The organism is Kitasatospora sp. NPDC098652, from assembly GCF_044760155.1.
In the GTDB taxonomy this organism is placed as follows: domain Bacteria; phylum Actinomycetota; class Actinomycetes; order Streptomycetales; family Streptomycetaceae; genus Kitasatospora.
In genome coordinates this window covers 42,701-55,284 of sequence record NZ_JBIWAQ010000003.1, presented here as the reverse complement: position 1 = coordinate 55,284, position 12,584 = coordinate 42,701, and the positions used below count along the sequence as shown (strand labels likewise).

Sequence of the window (12,584 nt, the reverse complement as noted above, 5' to 3'; positions counted from 1 at the left end):
ACTGAACATCGGGCACCGAACGCCGGGCACCGAACGTCTACCGCCGGTGGTGCGGCGGGGGAGGGGGAAGGGTGTCGGCGCCCGGTGCCGGCTCCGGCCAGACCAGCAGGACGGGGCAGGGGGCGTGGTCGACGACGAAGCGGGTGGCGGGGCCGAGGCTGTGTGGTCCCAGCCGGGAGCGGTCGCCGTCCCGGGCCAGGACCAGCAGCTCGGCCCCGTCGGCCGCCGAGACCACCTCGCGTTCGGCGCGGCCGGTGCGCTCCAACCGGGTGCAGGGGCGGGCGAGGCGCTCGGCGGCGGCGTCCAGGAGCTGCCGGGCGGAGGCGGCGGCGAGGTGTTCCACCTGGTCGCCGGGGTCGCGCTCGCGGTGGCCGCGCCCCAGCAGGCCGGCGAAGGCGCCGTGGGCGACGCCGGGGACGTCCTGGTCGTTGACGTGCAGCAGGACGAGCTCCGCGCCCTGCGGCGCGTGGACGCGGGCGGCGTCGACGCAGGCGGGCCAGGTGCCTTCGGCGATCCAGACGACGACGGTCACGGTGTCGGCCTCCTCATGCTCCGATGATCTGCAGGGACCCCCACAGTGCCACCACGGACAGCGTCAGGGCGGCGGGGACGACGAGCAGCCCGAGCCGGGTGAACTCGCCCAGGCCGAGCTCGGTGTCGTGCTCGCGGACGATCCGCCGCCACAGCAGGGTGGCCAGCGAGCCGGCGTAGGTGAGGTTGGGGCCGATGTTCACCCCCAGCAGCACGGCCAGCACGGCGCCGGAGCCGGAGGGCACGGCCAGCGGGAGCAGCACCAGGGTCGCGGGCAGGTTGTTGATGACGTTCGCCAGGACGGCCGCCAGCGCGGCGACGCCCAGCAGCGCGGGCAGCGAGGTGCCGGACGGGAGGAGGTGTCCGAGCGCGGAGGCCAGCCCGTTGTCCACCACCGCCCGGACCACGATGCCGAGCGCGAGGACGAAGGCCAGGAACGGCACGGCGGCCGAGCGGACGATCGCCACCGGGGTGGTGCGGCGCCGGGCGAGCGCCCGGACGGCCAGCACCAGCGCGCCGGCCATGGCCGCCCAGGCCGGATCGACGCCGACGACCGAGGTCAGGACGAAGCCGGCCAGCGTGCCCGCCACCGTGACCAGGGCGAACAGCGGCAGCTCCGGCGCCGCCACCTCGGTGCCGGCCGCGGTGCCCGCGTCCAGGTCGGCGGCGAAGAACCGGCGCAGCACCACGTACTCGACGGCGACGGCCACCAGCCAGGGCAGCGCCATCAGGGCGGCGAAGCGGGTGAAGCTCAGCCCGCTCGCGGTGAGGGCCAGCAGGTTGGTGAGGTTGGAGACCGGCAGCAGCAGCGAGGCGGTGTTCGACAGGTGGGTGCAGGCGTAGAGGTGCGGCTTGGGGCGGGCACCGAGCCGGGCCGCGGTGGCGAACACCACCGGCGTCAGCAGCACCACGGTGGCGTCCAGGCTGAGCACGGCCGTGATCACCGAGGCGACGACGAACACCTGCGCCAGCAGCCGGCGCGGACTCCCGGCCGCGGTGCGGGCCATCCAGGCCCCGCAGGCGCGGAACAGCCCCTCGTCGTCGCACAACTGGGCCAGTACCAGCACGGCCGCCAGGAACCCGATCACCGGCCCGAGCCGCTCCGCCTCGGCGACCGCGTGCGCCGACGGGATCGCGCCGGTGGCGACCACCAGCCCCGCGGCGGGGACGGCGACCACCGCCTCCGGCCACCCCCACGGCCGGGCCACCGCACAGACCAGCACCAGGACCAGCAGGCCGACGGACAGTGCTTCGGCGAACGACGTACTCAGGGTCCTGCTCCTCGCGGGCGGTGGTGACGGTGGTGCCGGCGGTGACGGCGGTCCCCATCGAACCAGAGCCTCCCGGGTCGCGGCACGTCGGGCGGGGCGGGAGCACAGGAGCCGTGCCGGCGGCCGTACGCATCACCGATCGGGCGGGACCGGCCGCAGCGGTCACCGGGCCCGTGCTGTCCGCGGTGCGTCCTGCGGTCGCGGTCGCGGCCTCGGCGCGGCCTCGGCGGCCGGGGCGTCGGCGGCCCAGCGGCGGGCGAGGACGGCGCACACCATCAGCTGCACCTGGTGGAAGAGCATCAGCGGCAGCACCATCAGTCCGGCCGCCGCGCCGGGGAAGAGGACGGCGGCCATCGGGACGCCGCTGGCCAGGCTCTTCTTGGAGCCGCAGAAGACGATCGCGATCAGCTCGCCCCGGTCGAACCCGAGCCGGCGGCCGCCCAGCAGGGTCACGGTCAGCACCAGCGCCAGCAGCGCGGACTCGACCACCAGGAGGGCGGCCAGCCGGGGCAACGAGAGCGTGCCCCACATCCCGCCGCCGACGGCGGCGCTGAAGGCGCTGTAGACGACCAGCAGGATCGAGCCGCGGTCCACCAGGGCGAGGGCGGCGCGGTGGCGGGCGGTCCAGGGGGCGATCCAGCGGCGCAGCAACTGCCCGGCGGCGAACGGCAGGAGGAGTTGTTCGGCGATCTCCAGCACGGTGCCGGCCGAGATGCCGCCCCCGGTGTGCAGCAGCACGGCGGCGAGCAGCGGGGTCAGGAGGATGCCGAAGAGGCTGGAGAAGGTCGCGCTGCAGACCGCGGCGGCGGTGTTGCCGCGGGCGATCGAGGTGAAGGCGATCGAGGACTGCACGGTGGAGGGCAGCAGGGTCAGGAACAGCAGGCCCTGGTAGAGCTGCGGGGTCAGGACGGTCGGCACCAGCAGGTGGGCGGCCGTCCCGAGCAGGGGGAAGAGGACGAAGGTCACCGTGAGCACGGTGTCGTGCAGTCGCCACTGTTTGAGGCCGTCCCAGGCTTCGCGGGCGGAGAGCCGGGCGCCGTAGAGGAAGAACAGGACGGTGACCCCGCCGGTGGCGGCATCCGAGACGACCGGTGCGGCGGCGCCGCGTGCGGGGAGCAGGGCGGTGACACCCAGGGCCAACTGGTCTGGCAGGACCGGCTGGTGTGGGCCGCGGCGGAGGACTTCCGGCTCGACCACCCGGCGGAGCCGCTGCCGCTCATCGTCTACCCGCCGCCCAGCATCACCCGGGCCCGCGCCCTGGACGCCTGCGAACGCGAGGGCCGCCCCTGGCGGATCGCCTGCACCAGCACCAGCCTGTCCGGGGTCCGGGCCGCCGCCCTGGCCGGCCTCGGCGTGGTGCCGCACGCCCGCAGCCTGATCCCGTCCGACCTGCGCCCCTTGCCCGACCAGTCGGGCCTGCCGGACCTGGGCACCACCGACTTCGCCCTCACCACGGGGCGCACCACGGCCCGTGGCCCGGCCCAGGCGCTGGCCCGGGCCGTCCTCGCGGACGCGTTCCGGCTGCACCGCGCGCCCACGGCGGCGGAGGCATCGGCCCCGGTGGAAACCCGCTGGTGAGGGGTGTTCGGGGCAACGTAGACTCCCGTGCTCGTGACCGAGACCACCGCCGCCGCTCCGATACCCGGCCCCGCCGACCTACCGCCCGTCACCCCGCCCGCCACCTTGCCGGACACCCCGCCGGCCACCTCGCCGGGTGCTGACGCCGAGCTCGTCGCCGCGGCCGTGGCCGCCGCCGGGCGCGGCATGGTCGGCCGGGAGACGGTGGCCGAGGTGGTGGCGCTGTGCGCCGTCGCCGGGGAGCACCTGTTGGTGGTCGGCGCGCCCGGGACGGCGAAGTCGGAGGCGGTCCGGCGGGTCGCCGCGCAGCTCGGCGGGCGGTACTTCGAGTACCTGCTCGGCCGCTTCACCGAGCCCAACGAACTGTTCGGACCGGTCGACCTGCGCCGACTCCGGGAGGGCCGGGTCGAGTTCGAGACCGCCGGGATGCTGCCCGAGGCCGACATCGCCTTCCTGGACGAAGTCTTCCTCGGCTCGACCGCTGTCCTGAACACCCTGCTCGGCCTGCTCAACGAACGGGTCTTCCGGCGCGGCGGCACCGTGCTCGCCAGTCCGCTGCGGATCTGCGTCGGCGCGGCCAACCACCTGCCCGAGGACCCGGCGCTGGCCGCCTTCGCCGACCGGTTCCTCGCCCGGGTCTTCGTCGAACCCGTCGTCGACGCCCGGCTGGAGGAGCTCCTGGAAGCCGGCCGCCGCCCGGCCGCGCCCGCGACCACCGGCGACCTGCTCGGCGCCCTCGACCGGCTGACCGCCGCCGCCCGCGGCTGCGACCTCGACGCCGTCACTCCGCTGCTGGCCACCGCGCTGCGCCGACTGCGCTCGGCGGGCGTCCCGGTCAGCGACCGGCGGGCCGTGCGCTCGCAGAACCTGGTCGCCGCGGCCGCCGTCCTGGACGGTCGCACCGCCGCCTCCGCCCGCGACCTCTGGGTGCTCCCGCTGATCGCCCCCACCGCCGACACCCAGGCGCTCGCCCGCGAGGCCCTCGCGGACCTGATCGACCGGGCCGCCAACCGCAGCCTGGCGCACACGGCGGAGGAACTCTCCCGCAGCAGCGCGGCCCGCGCCGAGCGCCTGCTGCGTACGGGCACCGCGCTGCTCGCCGAACACGGCGGGCTGCCGGACGGTCAGGACTCCCGGCTGCGGCTGGAGGCCGTGCTGCGCGAGATCGACGCCGGCTTCGACCCGGCGGACCTGTCGGCGCCGCTGACCGGGCTCCGGGCCGGACTGGTCGCGGCGGTCACCGCGGGTGCGGCGGTCGCACCGGTCGCACCGGTCACCGCGGGTGCGGCGGTCGCCTCCCCGTGACCGGTGCCCCGCTCCGCTGGGAGCGCCGTGAACCACCGCTGGAACCGGTCGCCGCCCTCGCCCTCGGCACCGCCGTCCCCGCCCTCGCGGCCGCGACGCGCTCCCGGCTGGCGGCCGGGCACCGGCTCGCCGTGGCGGCCGACGGGACGGCGCTGCTGGTCCTCGGCGAGGCGCCGGACCTGCCCTGGGCGGACGGCGCCCGCTACCTGGGCGAGGACGACGGCGTGCTGGTGCCGACCACGGCCCGCCCGCAGCCCGGGGCGGCCCTGTGGCGGGTCGCGCTGGGGGCGGCGGACGGGCAGTTGTGCGTGCTCGTCCCCGGCCACGCGCTGGTCGGTGACCGGCCGGCGCCCGTCCGAGGCCCGGCGGACCTGGACCGCTTCATGGAGCCCGCTAGCGGGGAGCCCGGCAGTGGGGAGCCCGGCAGTGAGGAGCGGGCCATCGGGGAGCCCGGCATCGGGGAGCCGGGCGGAGGCGTCGCGCGGAGCGGCGGGGAACGGGTGCGCGAGCAGGGAGGACCTGGACGGTGGAGCGGTACGACGCGGAGCGGAGCGGAAGCGTGAGCAGCGGGGCGACGGTCGGGGTGGCGGAGCCGGTCCGCCCGGCCGACCGGCCGGCGCGGGTGCGTGGCCGGTGACCGCCGCACTCGCGCCCTGGGCCGGGACGCTGTCCGCGCTCACCCCCGAACTCGCCACCGCGCTCGGCCCCCTGCTGCGCCGCCTGGACGCCCTGATCGGCGTGCCCGAGCCCGTCGCCGGGTCCGAGGGCGAGCCGGACGGCTACGGCGGTCTGGCCCGCGGCCGACGGCCGGAGCGGCTGCTGCCCTCCGAGTGGCTGCTCGCCGAGGAGTACCCGGAGGAGTTCCTGCGCCGGTGGACCGAGGGTGAACTCCTGGAGCTGGAGACCGAGTTGCGTGCCCCCGAGGGCCGCGGCCAGGTGGTCGTGCTGGTGGACGCCGGACCGGCCCAGGCGGGCGCGGCGCGGCTGGTCCAGCTGGCCGCGCTGCTCGTGCTGCACCGCCGGGCGGCGGCCCGGGGCAGCGAACTGCTGGTCGGCGTCCTGGGGGACCCGCCCGGGCGGCTGATCGGCGGCGACCTCGCCGAACTGCTGCCGCGCTGGCTCAAGGCCCGTCAGCACACCGACCCCGAACCCGAGGACGTCCGGTACGCGGAGCGCGCGCTGGACCCGGCCGCGCAGTGCTGGTTGCTCACCTCGCCCCGGCTGGCGGCCCGGCTGCCCGCCCGGCGGCGCACGGTGGCGAGCGAGGAGACGGGCTGGAACGCGACGGGCGTCGCGCGGGTGACGGTCCGGGTGGACGGCGCACCGGCCGTCGAGCTGCCGCTGCCCCCGGCGAGGGTCGCCGTGCGGGCGCTGCGCGGCAGCGGCTTCCGGGCCTCCGCGCAGTTGGACGCCCAGCTGCCCGCGGTCGGCGGGGCGCTGCCCGCGTTCACCACCGACGCGGCCACCCTGCTGGCCCGGGGCTGGCGCGCCGACGTGCTGATCGCCGTGGCGTTGTCGGGCGGACACCCCGACGGTGCCGCCCGGCCGCGCCGTCACGAGCTGTTCGGCCCGGTGATCGCGGCCGCGCGCACCAGCGGGCGGCTGCTGGCGCTGTGCGTGCGCAACGACCGGCTGGAACTCCACGTGAGCGGACGGGCGTTGAGCGGCTCCGACGGCTACCGGGTCAAGTCGGCGACCGTCGGCCTGCCGGAGATCGGCTCCCCGGAGTTCGCCGAGCTGATGGCCCAGCCGGTGCTCCCGCTGCTGCGCGAGGGCGACGCCCTGGTGCTGCCGGTGGCCGGCCGCTGGCGCCGGATCGAGCGCGGCGGACGGGTGTCGGCGGACGGACCGGTCGTCTCCACCGAGGGCGGACAGCCGTTCCGGCGCGGGCGGGAACCCCGGCTGTCGCCCGCCCCGCTGCCCGCCGGCGCGGCCGGGGCGCCGCACCTGGTGCACGGCGGCGGTGCCGTCGGCTGGTCGGAGGACGGGCGGACCTGGGAGGTCCGTCCGAGCCGGGGCGAGCACCGCCGGATCCGCCTCGGGGAGGGGGAGACCGAGGTGATCGGACTGGTCGAGGACGGCTTCGAACCCGTCCTGATCACCTGCACCCGGGCCGCGGGGCTGGTCCGCGCCGTCCGGGCCGACGGGGTCCGTACGCTCACAGCGCTCTCCGGCGGTACGACCGCCCCGGCCGTCCACCCCCGGCTGCCGCTGCTCGCCGCCGAACCCCGCCCGGGCCGGGTGGTCGTCGCGAACGCGACCGACGGGCGCACCCACGCCGTGATCAGGAGTGCCCACTGATGAGCAGTTCCCCGACGAGCAACCGCGTGGCGAGCAGTCCCGTCGTGGGCAGCCCCGTCGTGGGCAGCCCCGTGCCGGGCGCCCCGGTGGTCGACGCGGCCGGGTTCCTCCTCGACGTGCCGCTGATCGGCGCCGCCGAGGCGGCCCAGCGCGTCCTCGCGCACTGGCAGGACGGCGCCCGGCTGAGTGAACTGCCGGACGGTCGCTGGCTGTTGCGGCTGGCCGAGCCGGTGCGGACCCGCACCGACCGGGCACCCGGCGCGCCGCTGCAGCTCGCCGGACAGGTCCTGGTGGCGAGCCCCGGGCAGACCGGCCGACCCGGTGAACTCGTGCTCGCCACAGGTGCACTGACGGTTCGTCATGTCATCTCCGAGCTACGGCCGGTGGACCCCTCGGAGTGGCTGGACCTGAGCGGGCTCACGCTCCACCGGCTGGGGCCGGTCGGCACCGCCGTCGAGGCCGAACCGGTCGGGACGGACCTGCCACGCCCGGCCGCCGTGGACCTACGGGCCGTGGCCGGCATCCCCGGGCGCAGCCGACGGGCCGGACGGCTGCTGGGCGAGCCGGGTCCAGGTGCCGCGAGGGCGCGCCGGATCTCCGGGGTCGTGACCGCCCTGGTGTTGGCGCTGGGTCTGTCCTTCCTGGCCTCGGTCGTGGCGACCGGAGTGCCCAGGGCACCCGTGATCGTCCTTCCGGTGCTGGTCGGCGGCTCCGCCGGACTGACGTACCGCTGGTACTCCCGGGTCCGTCCGGGTGTCCGGTTCGGCCGACCCGGCGGCAGCGGCCGGCCCGGCGCGGCCTCGGGCGCCCCCGTTCAGCAGCGCCGGCCCCGGCAGCGTCCGCCCCGGCGTCCGCGCGGCCAGTGGCTGGCCCGGTTCGCCCTGCGCGGCCCCGCCGGGGCGCTCCTCCGGGAGCGCCACGCCCGCTACCTGCACCAGCTCTCCCGCTCCTTCCGGCAGCGCCGCTGGGAGGACGCCCTGCGCGACGCGATCCGGCTCTCCGGCGCCGACGGCCGCCCGGAGCAGGGCCTGCTGACCCTGCGCCTGCCCGACCGCTTCACCGGCGCCCTGCGGCCCAGCGCCCAGGAGCGCGGCGGGGCGCCGCTGGCGCTCCCGCTCAGCGGCCCGACCGTCCACGAGTACCTGACCGGCCTCTACCGGGACGCCGCCGAGGCCCTGGAGCGCGACGGCCGGATCGACGAGGCCGCCTACGTACTCGCCGACCTGCTGGCCCAGCCCGCCGAGGCCGTCGCCCTGCTGGACCGGCACGGCCGCACCGCCCAGGCCGCCGAACTCGCCGAGGGCCGCGGCCTGGCCGCGGAACTGGTGGTCCGGCTGCACTGGCGGGCCGGGAACCGGGAGCGGGCGGTGCGGATCGCCCACCGGCGCGGCGCCTTCGCCAGCGCCGTCGAGCGGCTCACCGCCACCGAGCCGGCGGCCGCCCGTGAGCTGCGCACCGTCTGGGTGGACCACCGCCGCCGGGCCGGGGACCGGCTGGGCGCGGTCGAGGCCGCCTGGCCGGACGAGACGCTGCGCCCGGGCGTGCTGCCGGACCTGCGGGAGGCCGCCGAACTCGGCGGTGCGACCCGCGGGCGGGCGCTGGTCCACCTGCTGGCGCTCGGCGAGGACGTCGCGGAGCCCGTCCGGGCCCTGCTCGCCGAGGCCGGGCCGAGCGCCGCCGGGCCGAGTGCCGCCGGGTCGAGCGCCGCTGAGCCGGGGTCCACCGAGCCGAGTGCCACCGAGTGCGCGGCCGCCCTCGCGGCCCTCGCCGAGCTGCGGTGCGCCGACCCGGCCGTCGACCGCGAGCTCACCACCCGCGCGGTACGCTCCCTGGTCCGCACCGGCGGACTGCCCGGCCGCGCCGCCGTACGCTCCGAAAGCACCGTCCACACCCGGCTGTTGAAGCGCGCCGACCCGCTGGCCGCCGCCGACCTGCCGAAGCCCCGGCGCACCGGGCCCGGCCGGAGCGGGGCGCTCACCGTCACCGCCGCCGACCGCCCCGGCACCCTGCCGGTCCTGGACGCGGCCCGGCTGGACTCCGGCCTGGTGCTGGTGGCCTGCGGTCAGGCCGGCGTACGGCTGCTCGGCCCGGACGGCCGGACCCGCGCCCGCTGGGACGTGCCCGCCGAGCAGCTGGTGGTCGCCGACCACGGCGGCACCGTGCTGCTGGTCGCCCGCTACGGGACGGTCCGCGAACTGTTCCGGCTCGACCTCGCCACCCGCCGGGTCGAGCGGTGGACGGCCCTGCGGGTGCGCGGGATCGTCCCCTCCTACGACGGCCGCCACCTGCTCACCGTCGACCAGGACGGCATCGCCGTGCTCGACACCCGCGCCGCCCGCCCGACCGTCGTCCACCGCGAACTCGGCAACGACCAGCAGGCCGTGGGCCGGATCGCCCGCACCCCCGCGAGCTGCGCCGTGGTCGTCCACACCCGGGCCGGCGGCCACACCGCCGAACTGACCGAACTGTGGCGCTGGGACCAGCCCGGCTGGGAGCTGCGCGCCCGGCAGCAGGTCGAGCTCGACGACTCCGTCGACCGGGTGGCACTCGCCGACGGACGGCTGCTGACCGCCCGCCCCGGCGAAGCCCCCGGCGCCAGCGTGCTCCGCTGGACCGGCCGGGGCAGCGCCGAGCAGACCGTCACCGGCCCCCCGGTGGTGCTCGGCGCCGACGGCACCCACTGGGCGTTCACCGAGCGCTCCGAGGACGGCCTGCGGACCACCGTCGGGGGCGCCTCCGGGGCCGCCTTCACCGCCCTGCTGCCCGGGGCGGCGACCGACCCCGTGCTCCGGCTGCGCGCGCACGCCGGGGCGGTGACCTGCTGGCACCGCAGCGGGCGGGTGTTCGCGGTGCGCGCGGACGGTGCCGAGCTGCTGGCCAACCTGCGGGTCACGGCGGGCTGACGGAGGTTTGCCAGATGGCGTTCGAGGAGGTGGGCCGGTGTCCTGGCCAGTGGTGATCGTCGTCGTCCCGGCGGAGCGGCGTGCGGAACTGGAGCTGCGCTTCCGCGCACTCGGCCCGTTCCGGCAGCAGGCGCCGCAGGACGATCGGGTGCACTGGGGCGGCAGCTCGTACGCCCTCGACCTGTCGGGGGAGGTCCTGCGCGACTTCGAGCCCGAGGACGTCGAAGAGCTCACGGCCCGGATCGGGGAGCCGTACGCCGTCCGCGTGGCGAGCGAGTCGATGGCCGCGGCTCGGGCCCTGCTGCGGCACGTGCTGCCCGGCCTGGCCGCGATCGTCGACACCGACCACTGGGAGCTCATTCCCTCCGACGACTTCCTCGGCCTCCTCGCCCGTCACCCCGAGTGGGACTGGCGCCGCCTCCCGAGCACGGAACTCCCCGGCGTGTCCGGCGAGCCCGGCGCGTCCGGCGGTGGGGAGAGGTAGGCGTCAAGGCGAGCCCGGCGCGTCCGGCGGTGCGGAGAGGTAGGCGTCCAGGCGGGCCGCGGCGGTGAGCATGGCGCGGCCCCGGGCGGTGAGCCGCTGCTGCCAGCTGTCGAGGGCCGCGGCCAGGCCGGCCGTGCCGCCCGCCGTGCGGACCTGCCGGAGGACGGTGGCGATGTGGGCCAGCGGGTGGCCGCCGCGGCGTAGCAGGTGGGCCAGTTCGGCGTCGCGGACGTCCTCGGGGCGGTAGTACCGATGCCCGCCGGGGCGGTCGCGGGCCGGGGTGAGGATGCCGGCCGTCTCCCAGGTGCGCAGGGTGGCGGGGGTGAGGTCGAGCCGGTGGGCGAGTTCGCCGATGCTCAGCGGGCCGGGGAGGGTGGTCGCGGCCCGGGTGGGCGGGTGCGCCGAGGTGAGGTGGTCGACCGCGCGGCGGACGATGGCGAGGGTCTCCCGGTCGCGCAGCAACTGGGCGTGGCCCCGGTCGAGCGCCGTCAGCGCCTCGTCCGGACGGTCGGCATTGACGGCGGACATCACCAGGCCCGCCGTCGCATGCCCGAAGGCCGCGACGAGGGAGAGGAAGGCCCGCAGCGCGGCGGCGTGGCGCTCGGTGTAGATCCGGTACCCGGTGGGGGTGCGCTCGGCGGGCGGCAGGAAGCCGTCACGCTCGTAGTTGCGCACCGCCTGGGTCGAGAGGCCGTGTTCGCGGGCGAGGTCGGCAGGGCGCACGGCGGCGACCTCCTGGTTTGAGACTTTTCATCGGGAATGCCGGGCCGAGACGAGAAAAGTCTCAACCGAGCCTTCAAGGATACGCTTGAGGTTCATGAGCCAGGACATCTTCATGACCCAGAACATCGGAGACTTCCGCACCCCTTCCTGCGAACTGCTGGCGCTCGGCGAGCCGACGCACCAGGAACCGGCTTTCGGGCTGGTCCGCAACCGGCTGTTCGCCCAACTCGTGGCCCAGGGCTTCCGCTCGATCGCCCTGGAGACCGACCGGGTGGCCGCGCTGGCGGTGGACGACCACGTCCGGCACGGCGTCGGCACCCTCGACGCCGTGCTCGCCGAAGGCTTCACCCACGGCTTCGGCGCCCAGCAGGCGAACCGCGAACTCGTCGCCTGGATGCGCGAGTTCAACCGTGACCGGGAGGCCGCGGAGCAGGTGGCGTGCCACGGCTTCGACCTCCCCACCGAGAACACCACGGCGCCCAGCCCGCGCCGCTACCTCGAACACGCCCGTGACTATCTCCAACTCGACCTGGACGTCGCCGCCCTGACGGGGGAGGACGAGCGCTGGGAGCGTGAGGAGGCGATCCTCGACGCCGCCGCGTCACCCGGAGCCACCCCCGAGGCCGAACGGCTGCGCCGTACCGCCGACGATCTGCTCAACCAACTCTACGTGCGCGCACCGGACTTGATCGCCGCGACCTCGCACGCCGAGTGGCTCCGGGTCGGTGTCCACCTGCGCGCCGGACTCGGAGTGCTGCGCTACCACGCCCAGGCGGCGGTCCAGGGCCTGGGGACGAGCGCCCGGATCTCCGGTCTGATCAGGATGCGGGACGCCCTGATGGCGCAGAACCTGCTCGACATCCGCGCCGTCGAGGCCCGGCGCGGGCCGACCCTGGTGTTCGCCCACAACCGGCACCTCCAGCGCAACCCGAGCGCCTGGTCCCAGGACGAACTGGACTGCGGATGGAACGGCGCCGGCCACATCGTCGGCTCGCTGCTGGAGGAGCGCTACGTCTTCGTCCCGGGGAGCCTCGGACGCAGCGCCACGCTCGGGCTCGGCGAGCCGGCGCCGGGGACGTACGAGGCGCGGCTGCAAACCGGCGCCGGCGCCTGGCGGTTGACCGCCCCGCCGGTCTCGGGCACGGCCCGTACCCGGACCGACACCACCCCGCGCCAGGGCTACTTCCCGCTCGACCCGGAGACCCTCGACGGCGCCGCCGCGCTGCTGCACATCGTCGACGGCGGCGCTGTGGGGGACGGAGGCGCTGTGGGGTAGTCCGTCGTCACGGCCCCGGGTAGGCCGCCCGCAGGTGGGCGACCAGGGCGGCGGTCGGCGGTGTAGGTGGCCGGAGCGGGCGCGGAGCGCTTCACGGGGTGGGGCCGGCCGGGGTTACCGGCCCCCCCCCCCCCCGCCAAAATCCCCCCCCACAAATAAACCCCCCCGGGCCCGGGGGTGGGGCGCCGGGGGGGCCCCGGACAGAACGCCGT

11 protein-coding genes are annotated in these 12,584 nt (G+C 76.8%); 7 read left to right on the top strand and 4 right to left on the bottom strand.

Going from position 1 to position 12,584, the window contains the following annotated elements; translation table 11 throughout:
* Positions 1-37: 37 nt before the first annotated feature.
* The 3 genes from ACIQWA_RS08310 to ACIQWA_RS08300 form a co-directional block, all read right to left on the bottom strand.
* On the bottom strand, positions 38-532 hold the full coding sequence (locus ACIQWA_RS08310; protein ID WP_402479824.1) for a universal stress protein: 495 nt from the start codon (positions 530-532) through the stop codon (positions 38-40).
* Between the two features lie 13 nt (positions 533-545).
* The gene (locus ACIQWA_RS08305; protein WP_402480853.1) at positions 546-1,802 is read right to left on the bottom strand and encodes an arsenic transporter; all 1,257 of its coding nucleotides are present in this window, start codon (positions 1,800-1,802) and stop codon (positions 546-548) included.
* A gap of 162 nt (positions 1,803-1,964) precedes the next feature.
* On the bottom strand, positions 1,965-2,942 hold the full coding sequence (locus ACIQWA_RS08300; protein WP_402479821.1) for a bile acid:sodium symporter family protein: 978 nt from the start codon (positions 2,940-2,942) through the stop codon (positions 1,965-1,967).
* Between the two features lie 21 nt (positions 2,943-2,963).
* On the opposite strand from ACIQWA_RS08300, the gene ACIQWA_RS08295 reads away from it, so the two are divergent.
* The 6 genes from ACIQWA_RS08295 to ACIQWA_RS08270 all read left to right on the top strand — a co-directional run bounded on the left by ACIQWA_RS08295 (position 2,964) and on the right by ACIQWA_RS08270 (position 10,373).
* Positions 2,964-3,380 (top strand): LysR substrate-binding domain-containing protein, encoded by a 417-nt coding sequence (locus ACIQWA_RS08295; RefSeq protein WP_402479819.1) that lies wholly within the window; start codon positions 2,964-2,966, stop codon positions 3,378-3,380.
* A 33-nt stretch (positions 3,381-3,413) separates the two neighbouring features.
* On the top strand, positions 3,414-4,685 hold the full coding sequence (locus ACIQWA_RS08290) for an AAA family ATPase (protein WP_402479816.1): 1,272 nt from the start codon (positions 3,414-3,416) through the stop codon (positions 4,683-4,685).
* Positions 4,682-5,248 (top strand): hypothetical protein, encoded by a 567-nt coding sequence (locus ACIQWA_RS08285; RefSeq protein WP_402479813.1) that lies wholly within the window; start codon positions 4,682-4,684, stop codon positions 5,246-5,248. Before ACIQWA_RS08290 ends, ACIQWA_RS08285 begins: the two co-directional genes overlap by 4 nt.
* A gap of 70 nt (positions 5,249-5,318) precedes the next feature.
* Positions 5,319-6,986 carry a hypothetical protein gene (locus tag ACIQWA_RS08280; RefSeq protein ID WP_402479811.1) on the top strand — a complete coding sequence of 556 codons (1,668 nt, stop codon included), beginning with the start codon at positions 5,319-5,321 and terminating at the stop codon, positions 6,984-6,986.
* Positions 6,986-9,889, top strand: a complete 2,904-nt coding sequence (locus ACIQWA_RS08275) for a bpX6 domain-containing protein (RefSeq protein WP_402479808.1) — start codon at positions 6,986-6,988, stop codon at positions 9,887-9,889. The genes ACIQWA_RS08280 and ACIQWA_RS08275 overlap by 1 nt, the downstream gene beginning before the upstream one ends.
* A 37-nt stretch (positions 9,890-9,926) precedes the next feature.
* On the top strand, positions 9,927-10,373 hold the full coding sequence (locus tag ACIQWA_RS08270) for a hypothetical protein (protein WP_402479805.1): 447 nt from the start codon (positions 9,927-9,929) through the stop codon (positions 10,371-10,373).
* Between the two features lie 3 nt (positions 10,374-10,376).
* Here the strand turns inward: ACIQWA_RS08270 and ACIQWA_RS08265 are convergent, their stop codons facing one another.
* Positions 10,377-11,096, bottom strand: coding sequence for a MerR family transcriptional regulator (locus ACIQWA_RS08265; RefSeq protein WP_402479802.1), 720 nt, complete (start codon positions 11,094-11,096; stop codon positions 10,377-10,379).
* 94 nt (positions 11,097-11,190) lie between these two features.
* On the opposite strand from ACIQWA_RS08265, the gene ACIQWA_RS08260 reads away from it, so the two are divergent.
* A complete protein-coding gene (locus ACIQWA_RS08260; protein ID WP_402479799.1) occupies positions 11,191-12,372 on the top strand; it encodes an erythromycin esterase family protein in 1,182 nt (393 codons plus the stop codon).
* The last annotated feature ends 212 nt before the right edge of the window (positions 12,373-12,584 follow it).